Source organism: Streptomyces sp. NPDC002896 (assembly GCF_040295225.1).
Taxonomy (GTDB): Bacteria; Actinomycetota; Actinomycetes; order Streptomycetales; family Streptomycetaceae; genus Streptomyces.
Genome location: NZ_JBEOVA010000002.1, coordinates 82,027 through 102,446 on the forward strand (window position 1 = coordinate 82,027; position 20,420 = coordinate 102,446).

Annotated in this window: 15 protein-coding genes; 5 read left to right on the forward strand and 10 right to left on the reverse strand. The window is 70.3% G+C overall.

The window, feature by feature from the left end:
- The first annotated feature begins 16 nt into the window (after nucleotides 1-16).
- The 3 genes from ABT009_RS02665 (at nucleotide 17) to ABT009_RS02675 (ending at nucleotide 2,696) form a co-directional block, all read left to right on the forward strand.
- Nucleotides 17-811, forward strand: a complete 795-nt coding sequence (locus ABT009_RS02665; RefSeq protein ID WP_351288766.1) for a creatininase family protein — start codon at nucleotides 17-19, stop codon at nucleotides 809-811.
- A gap of 105 nt (nucleotides 812-916) precedes the next feature.
- Nucleotides 917-1,387 (forward strand): MarR family winged helix-turn-helix transcriptional regulator, encoded by a 471-nt coding sequence (locus ABT009_RS02670; RefSeq protein ID WP_351288768.1) that lies wholly within the window; start codon nucleotides 917-919, stop codon nucleotides 1,385-1,387.
- Nucleotides 1,388-1,424: 37 nt separating this feature from the next.
- A complete protein-coding gene (locus ABT009_RS02675) occupies nucleotides 1,425-2,696 on the forward strand; it encodes an MFS transporter (RefSeq protein WP_351288770.1) in 1,272 nt (423 codons plus the stop codon).
- Between the two features lie 75 nt (nucleotides 2,697-2,771).
- On the opposite strand, the gene ABT009_RS02680 is transcribed toward ABT009_RS02675, so the two are convergent.
- From ABT009_RS02680 to ABT009_RS02725, 10 genes are all read right to left on the reverse strand, one after another.
- Entirely contained in the window at nucleotides 2,772-3,638 is an 867-nt protein-coding gene (locus tag ABT009_RS02680; RefSeq protein ID WP_351288772.1) for a YhjD/YihY/BrkB family envelope integrity protein, read from the reverse strand.
- 154 nt (nucleotides 3,639-3,792) lie between these two features.
- Nucleotides 3,793-4,533, reverse strand: coding sequence for a potassium channel family protein (locus ABT009_RS02685; RefSeq protein ID WP_351288774.1), 741 nt, complete (start codon nucleotides 4,531-4,533; stop codon nucleotides 3,793-3,795).
- Entirely contained in the window at nucleotides 4,526-5,875 is a 1,350-nt protein-coding gene (locus ABT009_RS02690) for a TrkH family potassium uptake protein (protein WP_351288776.1), read from the reverse strand. The genes ABT009_RS02685 and ABT009_RS02690 overlap by 8 nt, the downstream gene beginning before the upstream one ends.
- A 206-nt stretch (nucleotides 5,876-6,081) precedes the next feature.
- A complete protein-coding gene (locus ABT009_RS02695; RefSeq protein ID WP_351288777.1) occupies nucleotides 6,082-8,112 on the reverse strand; it encodes an alpha-glucuronidase in 2,031 nt (676 codons plus the stop codon).
- 89 nt (nucleotides 8,113-8,201) lie between these two features.
- Nucleotides 8,202-10,238 carry a beta-galactosidase gene (locus tag ABT009_RS02700; RefSeq protein ID WP_351288779.1) on the reverse strand — a complete coding sequence of 679 codons (2,037 nt, stop codon included), beginning with the start codon at nucleotides 10,236-10,238 and terminating at the stop codon, nucleotides 8,202-8,204.
- A complete protein-coding gene (locus tag ABT009_RS02705) occupies nucleotides 10,235-10,972 on the reverse strand; it encodes a YesL family protein (protein WP_502989806.1) in 738 nt (245 codons plus the stop codon). Before ABT009_RS02705 ends, ABT009_RS02700 begins: the two co-directional genes overlap by 4 nt.
- Nucleotides 10,969-12,498: a GH39 family glycosyl hydrolase gene (locus ABT009_RS02710; RefSeq protein ID WP_351288783.1), complete on the reverse strand. Its 1,530-nt coding sequence runs from the start codon at nucleotides 12,496-12,498 to the stop codon at nucleotides 10,969-10,971. The genes ABT009_RS02705 and ABT009_RS02710 overlap by 4 nt, the downstream gene beginning before the upstream one ends.
- A complete protein-coding gene (locus ABT009_RS02715; protein ID WP_351288785.1) occupies nucleotides 12,495-14,153 on the reverse strand; it encodes an ABC transporter substrate-binding protein in 1,659 nt (552 codons plus the stop codon). The genes ABT009_RS02710 and ABT009_RS02715 overlap by 4 nt, the downstream gene beginning before the upstream one ends.
- A gap of 90 nt (nucleotides 14,154-14,243) precedes the next feature.
- Nucleotides 14,244-15,077 carry a carbohydrate ABC transporter permease gene (locus ABT009_RS02720; protein ID WP_351289504.1) on the reverse strand — a complete coding sequence of 278 codons (834 nt, stop codon included), beginning with the start codon at nucleotides 15,075-15,077 and terminating at the stop codon, nucleotides 14,244-14,246.
- 110 nt (nucleotides 15,078-15,187) lie between these two features.
- A complete protein-coding gene (locus ABT009_RS02725; RefSeq protein ID WP_351288787.1) occupies nucleotides 15,188-16,186 on the reverse strand; it encodes an ABC transporter permease in 999 nt (332 codons plus the stop codon).
- A gap of 352 nt (nucleotides 16,187-16,538) precedes the next feature.
- On the opposite strand from ABT009_RS02725, the gene ABT009_RS02730 reads away from it, so the two are divergent.
- Both ABT009_RS02730 and ABT009_RS02735 read left to right on the forward strand, forming a co-directional pair.
- Nucleotides 16,539-17,528: an acetylxylan esterase gene (locus ABT009_RS02730; protein ID WP_351288789.1), complete on the forward strand. Its 990-nt coding sequence runs from the start codon at nucleotides 16,539-16,541 to the stop codon at nucleotides 17,526-17,528.
- Nucleotides 17,529-17,748: 220 nt separating this feature from the next.
- A complete protein-coding gene (locus ABT009_RS02735; RefSeq protein WP_351288791.1) occupies nucleotides 17,749-20,403 on the forward strand; it encodes an ATP-binding protein in 2,655 nt (884 codons plus the stop codon).
- The last annotated feature ends 17 nt before the right edge of the window (nucleotides 20,404-20,420 follow it).

The following is a 20,420-nucleotide window of genomic DNA, read 5'->3' on the forward strand; positions in this document are numbered from 1 at the left end:
AACGGAGCTGAGCACCATGGCGTTCACGAACTTCATCGACCTCAGCGGACCGGCCGTCGAGCAGCTCGGCGAGGACACGGTGGCCGTCCTGCCAGTCGGCGCGATCGAGCAGCACGGTCCCCATCTGCCGGTCGCCACCGACTACTACATCGCCCAGGCCGTCGCCGAGGGAGCCGCCCGCGCGGCCGGTGAGACCTGCGACGTCACGCTGCTGCCCGGCCTCGCCTATACCAAGTCCGACGAACACGCCTGGTCGGGCGGCACGCTGTGGCTCACCGCCCGTACGCTGCTTGCGGTCCTCGACGACATCGGCCGCTCCCTGGCCGCGGGCCCGATCCGCCGACTCGCCTTCCTCAACGCCCACGGCGGCAACAGCGCCCTGCTGGGTGTCGCGCTGCGCGAGCTGCGTACCCACCACGGTCTGCGCACCTTCCTGCTGCACGCCAGCCTCCCGGCCGACCAGGGCGGCGCCTCGGCCGCCGGTGAACTCGGGCTCGGCGTGCACGGCGGGCTCAAGGAGACCTCCGCCATGCTCCATCTGCACCCCGATCTGGTCGACATGGAGCTCGCCCGGCGCAGCGTCCCGGAGCACCTCACGGCGTACGAGCACATCGGATTCGGCAAGTCCGTGTCGTTCGGCTGGACGAGCGACGACTTCGAGACGGGCAACGGCGTCATCGGCGACCCGACCGGCGCCGACGCGGAGTCCGGGCGCAAACTCATCGAGGCCGCCGTCGCGCAGAGCGCCGCTGCCTTGCGTGAATGCGCCCGGTTCCTGCCCGGCGCGGGCGGTGCGCGGCGAACCATGTGAGCTTGTGGCGGGCTCGCCGACGGGGCCTCCTCGGCCGGCGTCTGGCGGCGGCCTGGTGGCGGAAAACACTGGCAGTCTATATAGGTGCGTGATACATCTTCATTTATGGAAGAGGAACACCAGGCGGGCGATGTGGTCGCGTTCCTGGACGGTCTGGCGCTGCTGGCCGTCCGGCATCTCACGGTCCGGGACATGAGCATCACGGCGGCGGCGACGCTGAGCCGCCTGGCCCGTAGCGGCCCCGTTCGGCTGACGAAACTGGCCGAGAGTGAAGGGGTCTCCCAGCCGTCGATGACGCAGCTGGTCCAACGCCTGACGAAGCAGGGCCTGGTGAAGCGGATCAGCGATCCCGACGACGGGCGGGTCGTGCTGGTGAGCATCACCGACAGCGGCCGCCGGCTCTCGGAGGAGCGCCGGCGCAAGCGTGGCGAAAGGTTTGCCGACCTCCTCGAGACCCTGCCGGCCGAGGACAGGCAGGCACTCGCCGACGCGGCCCGGGTCGGGCTGCCCGTGCTCGGGCGGCTGGTGGAGAGCGCTCTGCGCGCCGAGAACCCAGCCGACGACACCTCTTCCTGACCCAACGCCAGTACACGCACGCCGACTGGAGATTCGCTTGTCTTCGCATCAAGGCACCGTCAGCCCGTTCCGGCAGCCCAAAGCCGTGTGGGCCGTGGCATTCGCCTGCGTGATCTCGTTCATGGGCATCGGCCTCGTCGACCCCATCCTGCCGTCCCTCTCACACGACCTGCACGCCACACCCAGCCAGGTGTCGTTGCTGTTCACCAGCTACCTCGTGGTCACCGCCGTCGCCATGCTGTTCACCGGCTTCGTCTCCAGCCGGATAGGCGCCAAGCGCACCCTCGTCGCGGGCCTGACCGTGATCGTGGTCTTCAGCGCCCTCGCCGGAGCCTCCGGCAGCATCAGCGGCATCGTCGGTTTCCGGGCCGGCTGGGGCCTGGGCAACGCCCTGTTCATCGCCACGTCCCTCGCGGTCATCGTCGCGTCCGCGAGCGGTGGCTTCGCCGGGGCGATCATCCTCTACGAGACGGCGCTGGGCGTCGGCATCGCCGTCGGCCCGCTGCTGGGCGGTGTGCTCGGCGGCATCAGCTGGCGCGGGCCGTTCTTCGGGGTCGCCGTGCTGATGGCGATCGCCCTCATCGCCACCCTGGTCCTCGTCGAGCCCACGCCGACTCCCGCCCGCAAGACGTCGATCGCCGCCCCGCTCAAGGCCCTGCGCCACCGCGGCCTGCTGACCATGGGCCTGACGGCACTCCTCTACAACTGGGGCTTCTTCACGGTCCTCGGCTACGCGCCCTTCCCCATGGACCTGGGCACCCTGCAGCTCGGCTGGGTCTTCACCGGATGGGGGTTGATGGTCGCCGTCTTCTCCGTCTGGGGCGCTCCCTGGCTGCAGGCGCGTCTCGGCATCGCCAAGGCTCTCTACCTCAACCTGGCGCTCTTCGCCGTGGACATCCTGGTCATCGCCCTGTTCACCGACTCCCTTGCGACGCTGATCATCGCGGTGATCGTGGCGGGTGCCTTCATCGGCGTGAACAACACCATCACCACCCAGGCAGTGATGACCGTGGCACCGGTCGAACGGCCCGTCGCCTCGGCCTCCTACGGCTTCGTCCGCTTCATCGGCGGCGGCCTCGCCCCGTACGCCGCGGGCAAGCTCGCCGAGCACTACGACATCCATGCGCCGTTCTACGTCGGTGCCCTGGCAGTGGCACTCGGCATCGCCGTACTCGCCACCGGCCACAAGCTGCTCGCCGCGGCCGAGCGCGCCCAGGTCGCCGAGGCCGCGGGCCAGGCCCCCGAACAGCGGGAACACGAGACGCTGGAGCGGCAGGCCGTGGCGGAGGACGTCGGCTCGGCCAGCTGAGAGGATGAGGACGATCTGACGCAGGGGGTCCGGCAGCACGCCGGGCCCCCTGCGTCTGCACTGGCTGTCCCCGGGCTATTCCCGTGGGCGACGTCGTGAGCGGCGGTCGACGTACAGACGGCCCACGACCACCCCGAGATGGATGACCACGCCCACCGCCACCAGCCAGGACAGGATGATCATCACGACGCCGATGGGGCCGTACTTCTTCTCGTTGACCACGATCGCCGAGGAGAAGTAGAAGGAGGAGAAGACCCCGAGTCCCGCCCAGCAGACGCCGGTGGCCAGGGCCGCCGGGAACAGGGTGCGCCAACGGACCGCTCCCGCCAACAGCACGTCCATGCTCCACCACCAGAACAGCGTCGCCATGACGAGGCCGAACAGGGTCTGCAGCAGCGCCCCGCCGATCGCGCCGCCGAGCGCCCTGCCGATCGCGGTCTGTACCGCAGCGTAGGCGAGCAGGGATGCGAGCCAGCAGAGCTGTGCCACGACGTCCCGCCAGCCCCGGACCGGGACGTCGAAAACCTTCTGGTACCAGGTCTGCAGGACCCCGACGACCGCCACGGCGCCGACGACCAGGAGGGCGGCGCTCGCCGCCGTGAGTGTGACTCCGCCGTCGCCGTGTGTGAAGAGGGATGCCACGGCCTGAGCCGCCTCATGGTTCAGGCCGAGCCACTTGGCGACCACAACAGCGGCGTCAGTACCGGCTGCCGCAGTGACGACGATGAGGGAAGGGAAGAAGCACATCAGTGCGAGCGCGGACAGCTGAAACGAGTTGCCCAGGAAGTCGAGAGCGTTCAGCCGGCTCCACAGCGTGCCCACCTCGCTCGCTCTCAGGCGCTGGGCCGCATCCTCGTACCTCCGGTCGAGATCCATCCGCATGACGAGCTTGCGCCCGCGCCACCACTCGCGCGGGCCGTGGGGCATCCTGCGGCCTGTCATGCAAGGAAGTGAACCCGCTGAGCGCTGCCGCCGCACCGGGCGGACGGGGGGTCGGGTGAACGCGCACGGCCGTTTGGCGTGACGGGTCCGGCACCCGGGGCACTGCCTCTGCACTTCGGGTTCGCGGAGCGTCCATGCGGCTCTGGTGCCGTACTCACCCGGGCGCCGGGCCGATCGACTCCAGCTCCGCGAACGCCTCCACGGCCCGCGTCTTGCCCGTGACGATGATGACGTCGCCCGGCTGGACGACCGTCTCCGCGGTCGCATGGGTGAAGTCGGCACCGGGGCGTTTGATGCCGACGACCGTCACCCCGTACGTGCTGCGCACCCGGCTCTCCCCGAGCGGCACCCCGCCGACGACCCTCGGGGCGAGCGTCTTGATCAGGGCGTAGTCGCTGTCGAACGCGATGAAGTCCATCATGCGGCCGGTGACCAGGTGGGCGACTCGCTCGCCCATCTCGTGCTCCGGCAGGACGACATGGTGCGCCCCGATGCGTTCGAGGATCTGGCCGTGCTGGCGGGTGGTCGCCCGGGCCCAGATGTTGGGCACGCCCGCGTCGACGAGGTTGGACGTGGCCAGGATGCTCGCCTCCAGGTCGGTACCGATGCCGACCACCGCCCGGGAGAACTGCCCGATGCCGAGCTGTTCCAGCGCCTGAGGGTCGGTGCAGTCCGCGGCGGCGACGTGGGTCAGCTGGTCGCCCGTCTTCTGCACGATGCCGGTGGCGAAGTCGATGCCGAGCACGTCCCACCCGCGCCGCATCAGCTCCAGTGCCAGCGAGCGGCCGAAGCGGCCGAGGCCGAGCACGGCGACCTTGGAGTCGCCGGCCGGACGCTCGCCTGGGACGGGGTGCCGACGGCGCCGCACACGCAGGTTCTTGAGGTGGTCAGCCAATGACGGGTCGCTCCTCGGGAAGTGTGTAGCGGCGGTCACGCGCTCGGAGGGCGAGTGCGGAGGCGAGAGTGATCGGGCCGAGGCGCCCGGCGAACATCAGGACGATGACGGTGAGTTGGCCTGCCGCGGACAGGTCGCCAGTGATGCCGGTGCTCAGCCCGACCGTGCCGAAGGCCGACACGGACTCGAACAGGACCGCCTCGGGCGGTTCCGCCGTCGTGGTGAGCAGGACCAGCGTGCCCGACATGACGAGCGCCACGCCCAGGAGCGCCACGGTGAGGGCCTGGCGCAGCGCCGACTCCGGGATCCGGCGGCCCATGACGTCCACGGCGGTACGCCCGCGGATCTCGGCCAGGATCGCAGCCCCCAGCACCGCGAACGTGGTGACCTTGATGCCGCCCGCGGTGCCCGCGCTGCCGCCGCCGATGAACATCAGCACACAGATACCCAGCAGGGTGGCCGGGTGCATCGCGCCGGTGTCCACGGTGTTGAAGCCCGCGGTACGCGCACTGGCGGCGGCGAAGAACCCGTTGAGCAGCTTGTCCCCCCAGGTCATGGGGCCGAGCGTCCCGGCGTTGTTCCACTCCAGTAGGCAGGTCATCACGGTGCCGACGACGAGCAGAGCCGCGTAGGTGGCGAGCGTGAGCCGGGTGTGCAGGGACCAGCGGTGCCTGACCCCGCCGCGTACGCCGGCCTGGCCGACCCGAAAGAGCTCCAGCAGCACGGGGAAACCGAGGGCGCCGAGCAGGCAGACGGCGGCGATCGGCACGATGATCCAGCCGTCGTGCGCATAACCGATGAGGTTGTCATCGCGCAGCGCGAAACCGGCGTTGTTGAAGGCGGAGATCGAGTAGAAGACGCCGTGGTAGACGGCTTCGCCGGGCGCTTCTCCGTGGCCGAAGTGGAACCGAGTCGTCAGATACGCGGCCAGGGCGAACTCGATGACGAGCGTGGTACCCGCGATGCCCAGGAGCACTCGGCGGATGTCGGCCACGCCGACCGTCCCGGTCTCGGCCTGCGTGCTGAGCTGCGCACCCAGCCGGAGCCGGCCCGCCACGAGCAGGCCGAGGAGGGAGGCGAGCGTCATGATCCCGAACCCGCCGACCTGGATCAGGGCGATGACCACGACTTCGCCGAACACGCTCCAGTGACTGCCGGTGGGGACGATGGCGATGGCGCCGCTGGCCGCTCCCGTGGAGGTGAACAGGGCGGTCAGCACGGTGGTGCTTCTGCCGGGCGCGGTGGCGGCCGGGAGCATCAACAGGGCCGCACCCACGACGATGAAGAGCGCCAGGGCCAGTACAGCGGCACGGGTCGGTTGCGCGGCCAGCCGAGACCACAAGGCCCGAGTCGCACCCGCGGCCACCACCCACCTCCCGGACTTCCCGACGCCATACCTCGGCGGTGCTGCCCTGCCCCGCCGCCTGGTCAGTGATCACTGCGGCGGGGGCAGTACTGGACAGCATCTCTGCTAAAAGGGGCATATGGAACGCGGCACGGCGTCGAGAGGCACCGAAGATCACGAGAAGAACCGGCGGGGTAGCGCCTTCAGTGGATGCGGCGCCCCCGAGCGTCCGGCACCCCGGACTTCCGGAAGAAGTACGTGTTGATCTGATCGCGCCACTCCCGGGCGCTGCGGATCTGCTCCTCGTAGCGCTCCGCCGCCCGCGCGTGCCCCGCCGGGTCCACCAGGCCCGCCAGCCCGGCCCACACCCGGCGTGCCTCCTCGACCTCCTCCACGCCGTCGAAGTGCGTGTCGTAGATGTGCTGGATCACCGTTTCACCGCCGTGCAGCACATGCTCGTACGGCACGTGGTGGAAGAAGAGCAGCAACTCGTCCGGACATGTCGCGGGCGACTCGTACACCTCAGCCCACGGCTTGGCGTACTGCCCGGCGAACCCGGTGCCGGTCGCCTGGCTGCGGTCGACACCGATCCCGTCCCGGTCGGCGAAGTGGTAGGTGCCCCAGGGGCTGTACTCGTAGCCGTCCACGCTCGGCCCGTAGTGGTGGCCCGGCTGCACCATGAAGCCCACGCCGAGCGGCGCCGTGTACTTCTCGTACGTCGGCCAGGAGCCGTCCAGGACCGCGTGCAGCCCGCTCCGCAGCCGCGCGGGATCGGCGCTCTCCTCCGGAGCGAACGTCAGCTCGATCCACTCGTCCAGGACGGCGCGGGCGTCCGCGTCCGGCCGCCAGGCCAGCCGGCCGACCGCGTACAGGTTCGCCTGCGCCAGGGGATGCCCCGTCCAGAACGGGTCGTCGCCGGAGCTCGACACCGCGACAAGTCCGCCGCCGCGCGCAAGGTCCCCGACGCTCGGCCCATCCCCGCCCTCGGGCTGGAACCGCAGCGCCTCGCTCCACATCGGCCCGAGCCAGCACACGTGCCGCTGCTGTCCCGTGTACTCCTGGGTGGCCTGAATCTCGACCGCGAGCCGGGTGTTCGGCATCGCTCCGATCACCGGCGATACGGGCTCGCGCGTCTGGAAGTCCATCGGCCCGTGCTTCACCTGGAGCACCGCGTTCGGCGCGAACTCTCCGTCCAGCGGCGCGAAGTGGTCGTACGCCGCGCGCGCCCGGTCCGTCGAACGGTCCCGCCAGTCCTGCCGGTGGTTGTAGACGAAGGCCCGCCAGTGCACCGTCCCGCCGTACGGGGCGAGGGCTGCCGCCAGCATGTTGGCGCCGTCCGCGTGGCTGCGGCCGTAGCTGAACGGGCCCGGCTGCCCCTCGGAGTCGGCCTTCACCACGTACCCGCCGAAGTCGGGAATCGCCTCGTACACCCGGCCGGTCGCCTCCGCCCACCAGCGACGCACCCCCTCGTCCAGCGGGTCGGCGGTGGTCAGGCCGCTGAGTACGACGGGCGCTGCGAAGGAGACGGACAGGTGCGCCCGGATTCCGTACGGGCGCAGGGCGTCCGCGATCGCGGCCACCTCGCCGATACGGTCGGTCAGCAGGTGCGCCTCCGCCTCGTGCACGTTCACGTTGTTCACGGAGACCGCGTTGATGCCGCACGCCGCCAGCAGCCTGCCGTAGCAGCGCACCCGCTCCAGTTCGTCCCGCGAGCCCCGCGCGCGCCCGTCCTGCCAGAACAGCGAGCCGCCCGAATAGCCGCGCTCCACCTGGCCCATCACCGGATGCACGGCCACGTTGTCCCAGTGGTCGAGCATCCGCAGCGCCAGGGCCGGACGGTGCACCTCGCGCGTCCGCTCGCCCTGGAAGACGGCCTCGCCGAGCCGCACCACGTGGAACAGCCCGTACAGCAGCCCGGCCTGACCGGCCGCCGTCACCGATGTGACGCCGTCGGCCCGCACGAGTGCGAACCCCTCGTCCCCGAGCCCGTCCGGGTCGCCCTCGACCAGCTCCAGCACCAGGTCATACGGCGCGTCCGGCTCCTGCCCGTCTCGTACGACCTGACCTCCGAACCGGTCGCAGGCGTACGCCACTTCACCGTGCACCGTGTCCACCAGCGGGCCCGTCCCGGAGATCAGCGTCCTCCGGGAGCCGAGCGGGCGGAACGCGGTGGGCGGCAGCCACGCCGGGGCGACGCCGCTGGGCAGCGCGGGTACGGGTATGGGTGCAGTCACGAAAACCCCTGGTCAATGCGTGCTTGATGGGACTGGGCCGAGCGGCTCAGCCCCGGGAGAAAGCGGTGGAACTACTGAAGGCCCTGGAACTACTGAAGGCGCAGGACGGACACCCCGCGCGGATCCAGCGTGATCGCCTCCCCGCGCTCCACCTGCTTGCCGGTGAGCAGGTCCACGGCGGGCGCGTGCGTGGTCACGGACACCGAGTCGGGCGCGTGGTTGAGCAGGAAGAACAGACGGGTGCCGTCGGGCGCGGTGCGGGACGCGGTCTCGACGGAGGAGTGGTCGGCGTACGGGCCGACCAGGTCGTGGCGGGCGAGGACGCGGCGTACCACCCAGTCGACGCCGGGCTGGTCGAGCGCGGTCGCGACGTACCAACCCTCGCCACCGCTCTCACCGAACGGGTGCCGGGTCACGGCCGGGGTGCCCGCGTAGAAGTCGTCCTGGTAGGTGCCGACCGGCTCGGCGCCCTGCGGCAGCACGATCTCGAACACCAGGCGTGCGTCGGTGCTCAGCGCCTCGTCGCCGGTCCCGAGCACGACCGGGTTGACGACCTCGGCCGGGCGCGAGTCCCACTCGTCCACACGGACGCCCATCAGGCCGGCCAGCGGTCCGGGGACGTCGGTGAGGAAGGCGTTGTCGTGCTCGTCGACGCGGCCGGAGAGGAAGGTCGTCAGGACGGTGCCGCCGCGCTCCGCCACGGCCTCCAGACGGGTGGCGAGATCGCCCTTCACCATGTGCAGGGCGGGTGCGAGGACCACGTCGTACGGCGTGAGATCGGCCGTGACCGGGACGACGTCCACGTCCGCGCCCGCCTCACGGGCGGCGCGGTAGTACGCGTGGACGACCTGCTGGTAGCGGACCAGGCGGGACGGCCCGTCGGAGATCTCCAGGGCCCACCAGCTGTCCCAGTCGAAAAGCAGGGCAGTACGGGCCGGGGTGCGGGCGCCGAGCGCGACCGTCCCCAGCTCCTCCAGCTCCCGTCCCACCTCGGCGACCTCGCTGAACACGCGGGTGTCGTCACGTCCGGCGTGGCCGATGACCGCCCCGTGGTACTTCTCGCAGGCCCCGCGCGAGGCGCGCATCTGGAAGTAGAGGGCGGCGTCCGCGCCGTGGGCGACGGCCTGCCAGGTCGCAAGACGCAGCTCACCCGGGCGCCTGAGCGGGTTCACATCGCGGCAGGCGGTCGTGGACGGCGTCTGCTCCATGAGCCAGAAGGGCGCACCGTCCTTGAGGCCGCGCATCAGGTCGTGCCCGAGGGCGGCGATGGTGGGCGGGGCGTCGAGCGGCGGGTAGCTGTCCCAGGACGCGAAGTCGAGATGGGGCGCCCAGCGGTGGTAGTCCAGCGGACGGTACATGCCCATGAAGTTGGTGGTGACCGGGGTTTCCGCGTCGTGGCGGCGGATCGCCTCCTTCTCGGCGCGGAAGCAGCCGAGGAGGGCGTCCGTCATGAAGCGGTGGTAGTCGAGGGTGATGCCCTGGAATGCGGTGTGGTCGGGGCCCCGCCAGTGCTCGGTGAGGGCGCTCGGCGGCTCGATCTCGAACCAGTCGGTGAAGCGGTGCGACCAGAAGGTCGTGCACCAGGCGTCGTTGAGGGCGTCGAGCGTGACGTACTGCTCGCGCAGCCAGGTGCGGAAAGCGGCGGCGCACAGGTCGCAGTAGCAGGCGCCGCCGTACTCGTTGTTGATGTGCCAGGCGAGCAGGGCCGGGTGGTCGGCGTAGCGCTCGGCGAGGCGGCCCGCGATCGCGGTGGAGAGCCGGCGGTACGCCGGTGAGCTGGGGCAGAAGTTGTGCCGCTGGCCGTAGCCGTGCCGGCGGCCTTCGAAATCGGTGCGGTTGACCTCGGGGTGAGCGAGGGCCAGCCAGGGCGGGAGGGCGGCGGTGCCGGTGGCGAGGCACACGCGCCGGCCCTCGGCGGCCGCCCGGTCGAGGATGCGGTCGAGGACGGTGAAGTCGTAGGCGTCCTCGGCGGGCTGCGTTAGCGACCAGGAGAAGACACCGACCGTGAGGGTGTCGATGCGGGCCTGGTCGAAAAGGCGGTGGTCCTCGTCCCAGACGGGTTCGGGCCACTGCTCGGGGTTGTAGTCGCCGCCGTAGGGGATCTTGTCGGAGCGGGGCACGGTCATGCGGTGAAGTCCTCCTGGGTTTCGGCGATCACCGGGCGGCTGGTGTTCAGCAGGGACAGCAGCAGTGGGGCGGCCAGCAGGGCGGGCAGAGCCTCGGTGAGCAGCACCGTCAGCCCGCCTGCCAGGACGAGCAGCGAGAGTGCGCCCAGGGTGGCCTTGCCATGCCGGAACAGGAAATACGCGGCGAGGCGCGCGGTGTCGCGGCCGCGGAAGGCGAACAGCGAGGTGAGCACGAGCGCGTGCGCACCCCACAGGAGCGAGGCCAGGCCGATCACCACGAGCAGCACCGCCCACCAGCCCGGCAGGCCCGTGGCATGGAAGTGGGCTAGCGATACGGCGATGACGGTGAGCCAGGCGAGCAGCGGCGCCCACAGCTTCAGCACCGGCAGGGCGTTGAGCCGCCAGCCGCGCCAGAAGGCCCGGGCCGGGTGGAGTTCGGTGAGGTCGCGGCTGCGGTGGTGGAGAGCGTACAGAGCGGCGGACAGAGCGGGGCCGAGCGGCACCAGACAGACGGCGGCGAGCGGCAGGTTGGACGGGTCTGCGCCGAGGAACAGCAGGGGGACCAGGCCGGGCGAGGCGGCTGCGAGCAGCAGCGCCTCAATGATGAGCAGGGTGTGGACGAAGGCCGACCCCCGGGACAGCAGCCCGGTACCGAAACCCTGCCCCTTCCCGCCCCGCGCGCCTTGAGCCTGCACCTCTGCCTCCGCGTCCGCCCGCGCCTCGACCGTGCTCACGCCTGCGCCTCCCGCCCCAGCAGCCGCCGCTCGTCCCACCATTCGGGCGTCTCGTCCGCGGCCGGTTCCAGCTCGACCAGGGTGACCTCGTGCCGGGCGAGCGTCAGATCGAGGTCGACGCGACCGTCGGCGGTGACGGCGGGGCGCCAGTGGGTGCGGGCCGGCTCGGCGGCCTCGTGGAGCAGGTCGAGCGCGCGGCTGCCGGGCGAACGCGGGCTGCCGAGCTCGCGCCAGGCCGCGTACGCGTTGCCGCGCTCCTCGTCGACGCTGGAGCGGTGGGCGTACACGCCCGCGCCGCCGACCGGCACGGAAAGGCGCACCTGGTGCCGCTCGGGGCCGGCACTCACGGCCGTCTCGTCGACCGGCGCCCAGGCCAGCACCGTGACCCGGCCGCTCGCCGTGTCCCTGGTCACCAGGTGGTCGTCCCCGCGCGCGAGCAGCTGCTCGCCCATCCGCGCCAGGAACGCGTACAGGTGGAAGGTCGGCTTCTTGACCTGGCGATGCGTCAAGAGACCGAAACCGCCATGGAAGAGCGCAGTCGGGATCCCCACCTCCTCGAACATGTCGCTGAACGTCCAGTACGAGAAGGAGTCCACCAGGTCGCCGCCGTTCGCGAGGACCGGAGCCATATACGCGGCGTGGAACGCGGTGTCGTGGATCGGGTTGTCGGGGCGGTACGAGGAGTTGAACTCGGTGATGTGGACGGGGACGTCCGCGAACCGGGTCCCCTGGAGCTGACGCCGCGGGGTCGCGAACTGCTCAAGCAGCCGCTCTGCCGGGGCGAGCGTCTGGTGGACACCGAACGGCACGTGCTGGGCCGGGCCCGAGGTGTAGGCGTGCCGGGAGACGAAGTCGACGGGAACCTCCCGCTTCTCGGCGAACTCCGCGAACCGCACCATCCACTCGTCCGAACCCGGCGAGATCGCCGGGCCGCCGACCTGGAGGGCGGCGTCCACCTCCTTCACCGCATGCGCGGTCGCCTCGTAGAGCCGGTGGTACGCCGCTTCGTCCGCGCCCTCCCAGAAGTCCTTCAGGTTCGGCTCGTTCCAGACCTCGATCGGCCAGGTGCGGACCTCGTCCAGGCCGTACCGGTCGATGAGGTGCCGCAGCGTGGCGCGGACCATGGCGGTCCATTCGCCCATGTCGCGCGGCGGCGTGACGTTGCCCCGCCACCAGAACACCGTCTGGCCGCCCGAGGCCAGCGCCTCGGGCATGAAGCCCAGCTCGAGGAACGGGCGGATGCCGAGCTCCAGATAGGCGTCGACGACCTGGTCGAGATAGGTGAAGGAGTGGTGCGTGCGCTCCTCGCCCTGCCAGGTGTAGGGCCGGTGGATGCCCATGCCGTCGCTGAACAGGCCGTGGCCACGGATGTGCCGGAAGCCGATCTCCCGCTGGATCACGGCGAGGGAGTCCTGGTAGTCGCGGCGCAGGGCCAGCTCCATGCGGCCGGTGCCGACGCAGCGCCGCCAGGCGTCCGGGAAGATCCCGGACGCCTGCACGGGGACCTCGGTGGCCGAGGTGGTCATCCATGCTCCTTCTGGAAGCGTTCGTACGCCTTGTTGTGCATGTCGATCAGGCGGTCGGAGTTCTTGGCCTTCAGCTCGGCGACGTACTTGTCCCACTCGGACAGCGGGCGCTTGCCGAGGATGAACTTGAGGGTGTTCTGGTCGACGTGGGCCTTGAGCGGGGTCTCCCACAGGGCGGCCTGCTCCTGCTCGGTGGCCTGCAGCGGGTGCGGCGGCGCGATGGGCAGCAGCTTGCGGTTCGCCATGGACTCCTGGAACTTCTTCTCCGCGTCGGTGAAGGACGAGGAGACCAGGGACCACTTGCCGCCGTAGGAGAACACGCCGTCGGTGAAGCCGAAGTCGCGCTGGAGGTCCTTGTCACCGCCATCGGGGTTGAGATTGAGGAAGTTCACGCCCTTGCCGAGCGTGTACGAGCCCGCCCCGGCCTTGTTGTACGTGGTCCCCTCGACGCCCCACTTGGTGAACTCCTGGCCCGCGTCCGAGTACCAGAGCCAGTCGACGAACTGCATCAGGGCGACGAAGTCGTCCCGCTTCAGCGCGTCGGCGTTGATCATGATGCCGTTCTCCAGGCGGCTGCCGGCGAGGACCTCCCCGGCCGGGCCGACGGGGAGCGGCAGCAGGTCCATCCGGGCGCCCTTGATCTTCTTGGCGATGTCGGTGTTGTAAGTGACGAGCTCCTGCGGGTTGCCGCTGATGGCGAAGGAGTTCCCGTTGAGCAGCTTCTTCTTCGCGTCGTCGTCGGACTGGGTGAAGCCCTCGGGGTCGATGAGCTTCTCGCTGACCATCTGGTGCAGGAAGGTCAGCATCTTCTTGTACTGGTCGGTGGCGCCCGTGAAGACGAACTTCTTGGTGTCCGGGTCCCAGCCGGCGTTGGAGATGTAGCCCCAGCCGCCCGCAGTGTCGTACGCCTGGCCGAGGTAGTTGAGGAAAGCGCCGCCAGGGTTGGGCTGGCCCCAGCGGTCGGACATCGGGTAGACGTCGGGGTAGGCCTCGCGCAGGGCCTTGAAGACGGTGTGCACCTCGTCCCAGGTGGTGGGGGCGGACAGGCCCTCCTTCTCCAGGATGTCGCCGCGGATCGTCAGCGAGTAGCCGACCTTGACCTTCTCGTGCAGGCCGGGCAGCAGGTAGAAATTGCCGTCGGCCTGGCGGATGCTGTCCAGGTCCCCCTCAAGACCCCACTTCTTCACCTTCTCCTGGAAGTTGGGCATGAGGTCGAGGTACTCGCTGACCGGGAGGATCGCCTTGGAGGCGACGAACTGCGACTCCTGGCCCGGGTACGTCTTGGAAATGATCAGCGGCGCGTCACCGGCACCGATCAGCAGGCTCTTCTTCTTGTCCCAGTCGCTGGCGGGGACGCCTGTGACCTTGAAAGTGACGTTCGTGCGGCGGGTGACCTCCTTCCACAGCAGCCAGCTGTCCTTGCGCGGGTAGTGCGGCATGTCGAGGTGCAGGAGGGAGAAGGTCAGCGCCTTCGTGGCCTTGAACTGGTCGCCGGTGCCGTACTTGTCCATGGCGCCGACGCGCTTCTTGTCCAGGCTCTTGCCGCCTTCGTCGTTCTCACCGCTGCCGCAGGCGGACAGCGTGGTGACGCTCAGGCCGGCGAAGAGCGCGGCGCCGAGCAGTTGTCTGCGGGAAAGCCCTCCGGTGTTCTGCACCGATAACTCCCTTGTCTCCGTAGGGTCTTGCTGCTGAAGAAGGACTTGCTCATGAAATGGATCTGATGGTGGGTGGGCGATTGCCCGAGGTCAGCCCTTGACGGCGCCGAGCATCACGCCGGACACGAAGTAGCGCTGGACGAAGGGGTAGACCAGGAGGATCGGCAGCGCGGTCAGGATGATCGTCACGGACTGGATGTTCGCGGCGACTTCCATCATCTGCTCGGTGTCGGCGCCGACGGAGGCACCGCCGGTGGCGCCCGCGATCATGTTCCGCAGGTAGACAGTGACCGGCATCATCTCCCGCTCGTCCATGTACAGGAACGCGCCGAACCAGGAGTTCCAGTACGAGACCGAGTAGAAGAGCGTCATCGTCGCGATCACCGCCTTGGAAAGCGGCAGGACGATGCGCAGCAGGATGCCGTACGTGGACAGTCCGTCGATCTCGGCGGCCTCCTCAAGCTCGCGCGGCAGGTTCTCGAAGAACGCCCGCATCACCAGCAGGTTGAAGACGCTGATCGCGTTCGGCAGCACCAGGGCCCACACGCTGTTCTTCAGGCCCAGCTCGCTGATCAGGATGTAGTTCGGAATCAGGCCGCCGGAGAAGAACATCGTGAAGACGGCGATACCCACCAGTGCCCCGTGGCCCCGCAGATGCCGCTTCGACAGGACGTAGGCGTACATCGTGGTGAAGATCATCGACACCACGGTGCCGACCACCGTGTACAGCACGGTGTTGCCGTAATTGCGCCAGAACATGCCGTCGGACACGACGAGGTCATACGTGGTGAGGTTGAAGCCCACGGGCCACAGCTGCACATCGCCGGCCCGGATGTGCTCCTCCGAACTGAAGGAGCGGGCAAGGATGTTCAGGAACGGGTACAACGTCACCGCGACCACGCCGGTGAGGATCAGGGCGTTGATCCCCTGGAAGACCCGGTAGCCGCGGCTGACCTGGTGGACGGAGCCGCGGCGCCGGGGCGCCTTGCCGGTCGGCTTCGGGTCGGGGCGGCGATCGGTGTCATGGGCCAGCGTTACCACAGGCTCGTCCCCACGGCTCGGCGCGAAGCCTGGTTCGCGGTAGTGATCAGGATCAGGCCGATGATCGCCTCGAAGAGGCCGATCGCGGCCGCGTAGCTGAAGCTGTTGGACTCAAGTCCCGTGCGATACAGGTATGTCGAGATGACGTCGGCGGTCGGGTAGGTCAGCGGGTTGTACAGCAGCAGGACCTTCTCGAAGCCGACCGCCATGAACGTGCCGATGTTGAGGATCAGCAGCGTGATCATGGTGGGGCGAATGCCGGGCAGGGTGACGTGCCAGATCTGCTGCCAGCGGTTGGCGCCGTCGATCCGGGCGGCCTCGTAGAGGTCCTCGTCGATGGTGGTGAGGGCGGCGAGGTAGAGGATCGTGCCCCAGCCGGCGGTCTGCCAGATCTCGGAGCCGACGTAGATCGTGCGGAACCACTCGGGCTCCTGCAGGAAGGTGATCGGCTGGTGGCCGAGCGCCTTCAGCCCCTGGTTGACCGGGCCGTCGGAGGCCAGGACCTGCATCACGATGCCCGCGACGATCACCATCGAGAGGAAGTGCGGCAGGTACGAAACCGACTGGACGAAGCGCTTCAGTGCGCGGGTGCGGACCTCGTTGAGCAGCAACGCCAGCACGATCGGCACCGGGAAGCAGAAGACCAGAGTGAGTAGCCCGATGACGAGGGTGTTGGTGAAGACCTGCCAGAACGTGGGGTCCGAGAGGAACATCCGGACGTACTGGAGGCCCACCCACTCCTCGCCGAAGATCGAACCCCCCGGCTCGAACCGCCGAAAAGCGATCACGTTCCCGATCATCGGCAAGTACCGGAAGATCAGGAAGAAGAGCAGCGGCAGCACCGCGAGCGAGTACAGCTGCCAGTCACGGCCCAGCGCCTGCCGCCAGGTGCGGCGCGCGGGCGGCAGCGGCCGGCGGGGCGGGGCCGGGGAACCGGCCGACGGCGGATCCTCGGTGCCGTGCGGCGGATCCAGGGCAGTGGAGGTGCTCATGCTCAGGCCTCCGTGGCGTGTGCGGGACGGGCTGACGGGCCCGATGGGCCCAGGTGGGAAGGGGGTGGTGCGCGACATGCGGGCACGTCCGGAGGCATCTGGCATCACAGGGATCCCGGGACCGATACGTTTTCAGAAGCTTTCCGGTAACGTGGCGGCAACTTAGGGGCGGCTCCGCGCGCTTGTCAATGGTGCTCACAAGCAGGGATGTTGAGCGGACCGTGCCCTAACTGCAACGTTTCACGGAAGGGTCGGATCCCGGGCGGTGCTGTTACTGTCTTCCGGAAATTTTTGATCAGTGACCGTAACGACCGGACGACCGCCCGCCGTCCCCGATCGCCTGCGAGGTTCCGTGCCCGCCTTCGACCTCCCCCCGGACGAGCTGGAGCGACACCGCCCCGCACTCGACGAGCCCGCCGACTTCGACGCCTTCTGGCAGGACACCTTGAAGCAGGCGGAACAAGACGAACCGCTTGTTTCGGTGCATCCCGTGGACAACGGCCTTCGGTTGGTGGACGGCTGGGACGTGACGTTCCGCGGATTCGCCGGCGAACCGGTGCGCGCCTGGTACAGCCGCCCCGCCGGGGTGCCGGACGCCCTGCCCGCCGTCGTCGAGTACGCCGGCTACGGGCGCGGGCGCGGCCTCGCGCACGAACGGCTCACCTGGGCCGCCGCCGGGTACGCGCACCTGCTCATGGACAACAGGGGCCAGGGCGACCAGTACGGCTGCGGCGGCGACACTCCGGACCCGCACGCCTCCGCGCCCGGCGGCCCGGGACCGGCCGCGCGCGGCCTGCTCTCACCACACGACTACCACTACCGGCGGCTCATCACGGACGCGGTGCGCGCGGTCGCCGCCGTGCGCGCGCTGCCGGGCGTGGACGGCACGCGCGTGGCCGCTGTCGGCAACAGCCAGGGCGGCGGCCTCGCACTGGCCGTCGCCGGACTCGTCCCGGACCTGGCGGCGGTGGCGGTGAGCGCCCCGTTCCTGTGCGGCATCCACCGGGCGCTGAACCTCACGGACGCCCCTCCGTACGGCGAGATCTCGGCCTACCTCTCGGTACACCGCGAGGCCGTCGACGCCGCCATGCGCACCCTCTCCTATATGGAGGGCGCCTCCTTCGCCCGCCGCGCCCACGCCCCGGTCCACTTCGGCGTCGGCCTGCGCGACACGGTCTGCCCGCCCAGCGGCGCGTACTCCGCCTTCAACCGCTATGGCGAACTGAGCGGCAGCACCCCGTCCCGGGAGATACACACCTATCCCTTCAACGGCCACGAGCACGGCGACGCGGTACACGTACGCAACCAACTGTCCTGGCTGCGCGAGGTCCTGGGCGACTGAGACGGCCGACGCCCGCCGGCCCTGGAGCACGGTCCGGGGCCGCGCCGGCCGAGAATCGGCGGCGGTCGCCCCGCCGAGCAGGGGCGCGCGGCGGTCAGCGCGAAAGCCGCCATTACGCCAAGTCCACCCCCGCGCGCAACACCCCTGTCCTCACACCGTCCTGCCGGGCTACCCTCAATATCCCCACAACGTCCGTCCGTACCGGCTTCGTTGGGACAGCATGACCGCCACTCCGCTCGTTCAGCCGCCCACGCCGCCCCTGCTGCTCGAACGCGAACTGGAGCTCGCCGCGGCAGCCCGAGCCGTCGACACCCTCCTGTGCCCCGCTCGCCCGGAAGGTGGCGTGCTCGTCTACACAGGAGAGGCAGGCGTCGGAAAAACGTCACTGCTCGGCGTGGTGCGCGCCACGGCCGAGGACCGCTGCACGGTGTGGTCGGCCCGCGGCAGCCAGGCGACCACGTCGGTTCCTTTCCACCTCCTACGACGACTGCTGCACCCCGTCATCGACGGGCTCGCCCCGGACGAGGCACGCGAACTGCTCGGCGAGGACTACGAGATCGCGGGCCCCGCCGTGGGCCTGGCCGCCGCAAGCGGTCCGCCCGCCTGCCCGCAGGGCGTATGCGACGGCCTCGACCGGCTCGTCGGCCGGCTCGCGCGCAGCCACGGCCCCCTCGTCCTCATCGTCGACGACGCCCACTGGGCCGACACCGAATCTCTGTGCTGGCTGTCGTCGTTCAGCGCGGACCTGTCCGGTCAGCCCCTGCTGCTCGTCGTCGCACACCGCCCCCCGGAGCTGTACGGCAGCGAGCTCGCGCATCTCGCCGCCGTGGGAGAGGCCGCACGGTTGCGCGTCGCCCTGCGGGCCTTCACTCCGGAGGCCACCGCGGAACTGGTGCGCGACGCGCTCGGCGCAGGTGCCGACGCCTCCTTCTGCCGCGAGGTGTGGGCGGTCACCGGCGGCAACCCGTACGAAACCGTCGAACTGCTGGAGAAGATCCGGGCCCGCGCCATCAAGCCCATCGCGGAATCCGCTGATCTGCTGCGCGGGATCGGCGCCACGGCCCGCGGACGCGGGCTCATCGACAGGCTCGAGCAGATCGGCGCCGACGCCACCAGATTCGCGTGGGCCGCAGCCGTTCTCGGCACGGACATCTCGCCGGCACTGGTCCAGAGCCTGGCCGGGATGGCACAGACGCAGGCCGCCGACTGCCTGGCCAGGCTGCGCGCCGCCCGCATACTGACGGGCACCGACCCGCTGGAGTTCGTGCACCCGCTCATCGCCACCGCCGTGTACCGCGCGATCCCGCCGGCCACCCGCACCGCCATGCACGGCCGTGCCGCCTGGCTCACCACCCAGGCGGGCCTCGGTCCGGCAGCCGCGTCCCGCCACCTCCTGGAGGTACAGCCGGACGACGACCCCGAAGTCGTACAGCAGTTGCGCGCGGCTGCCGCCGAACACCTCGCGGTCGGCGCCCCGGACGCCGCCCGGCGCTGCCTGGAGCGGGCCCTGCGCGAACCCCCGCACGCACGCGTGCGCGCCCACGTCCACTACGAACTGGGCTGCGCCACGCTCCACACCTCGCTGCCGGCCACGGTGCGCCACCTGCGCGCCGCCCTTGATCTGCCGGGCCTCGACGACGACGTGCGCGTCGACGCCACCTGCCGCCTCGCCCAGACCCTCGCCCACAACAACGAGATGCGCGAGGCCGCCGCCTCCGTCAAGGCAGCTCTCGCCCACACTCCGCCCGGGCTCGGCCGGATACGCTTGCAGGCCGCGCACTTCATGTACGAGGCGTGCCGCGGCGAAGAGGACGACGGCCCGGGCCGCTCACGGCGGCTGGCCGCCCTCGCCGACCACCTGCCCGGCAACACCAACGCCGAACGAGCCCTGCTCACCGTCCGCGCCTTCGACGCGATGCTGCGCGGCGAGGACGCCGCCCATGTCGCAGGGCTCTGCGACCGAGTCCTCGACTCAGGGCGCCCGCCGCGCGGCCTCGGCTGGACGAACACCGAGTGGGGCAGCGAATACCCCGTGCTGATCGGCATCACCTGTACCCACACCGACCAGCTGGACCGGGCCGAGGACCTGTTCACCGAAGCCCTGCTCTCGTACGAGATATCCGGCTGGAAAGGCGTTCACCTGGCGCTGGTGTACACGCTCATGGGCGGCGTGCACCGGCGCCGTGGCAGGCTCGCCGAAGCAGAAACCTTCCTGCGGGAGGGTCTGTGCCATGCCGACCGGGTCGGGGGCGGACTGCCGGTCCACTGGGACGCGGTATGCACGCTCATCGACACCCTGCTGGCCCGCGGACACACCGACGAGGCGCAGCGGATCGCCGACGAGTACGACTTCGGACCCCCGTACCCCGACTTGCTCGTGTGTCCCGACGTCCGCACCGTCCGCGGCAGGCTGCTGCTCGCCCAAGGCCGCACCAAGGACGCGGTCGTGGAACTCGAGGCGGCCGGAGCCGCCCTCGAGGCCCGCGGCCACCACAACACCGTGTGCGCCCCCTGGGCCCTCGAACTGGCCCGGGCTCTCGCCCACGAGGACCCCGGCCGCGCCGCGTCGCTCGCTGCCCAAGCCCGGCAGCACGCAGAGCGCTTCGGCACCGACACCGCCGTGGGCGAAGCGCTGCGCTGCGCCGCCGCCGTGGCGGGCCCGGACGACGCCGCCTCGCTCCTGGCCCAGGCCGTCGCCCGCCTCGCCGCGTCCCCGTCGGCGTACGAACATGCCCTCGCGCGCGTCGAGTACGGCCTGCTGGTCCGCAGCCCCGCCGAGCTCCGCCGGGGCCTCGAGCTGGCCGAGACCTGCGGCGCCGACGCTCTCGCCGCCCGGGCCTCGCAGGCGCTGGCCTCGGAGCAGTCGCTTCCCTGAGGAAACGTTCAGCCCGC

Excerpts from the sequence above, each read along its gene's own strand:
- ABT009_RS02665 (WP_351288766.1), top strand. The coding sequence starts at position 17 with ATGGCGTTCACGAACTTCATCGACCTCAGCGGACCGGCCGTCGAGCAG.
- ABT009_RS02670 (WP_351288768.1), top strand. The coding sequence starts at position 917 with ATGGAAGAGGAACACCAGGCGGGCGATGTGGTCGCGTTCCTGGACGGT.
- ABT009_RS02680 (WP_351288772.1), bottom strand. The coding sequence starts at position 3,638 with ATGACAGGCCGCAGGATGCCCCACGGCCCGCGCGAGTGGTGGCGCGGG.
- ABT009_RS02700 (WP_351288779.1), bottom strand. The coding sequence starts at position 10,238 with ATGACCGTGCCCCGCTCCGACAAGATCCCCTACGGCGGCGACTACAAC.
- ABT009_RS02710 (WP_351288783.1), bottom strand. The coding sequence starts at position 12,498 with ATGACCACCTCGGCCACCGAGGTCCCCGTGCAGGCGTCCGGGATCTTC.
- ABT009_RS02725 (WP_351288787.1), bottom strand. The coding sequence starts at position 16,186 with ATGAGCACCTCCACTGCCCTGGATCCGCCGCACGGCACCGAGGATCCG.
- ABT009_RS02735 (WP_351288791.1), top strand. The coding sequence starts at position 17,749 with ATGACCGCCACTCCGCTCGTTCAGCCGCCCACGCCGCCCCTGCTGCTC.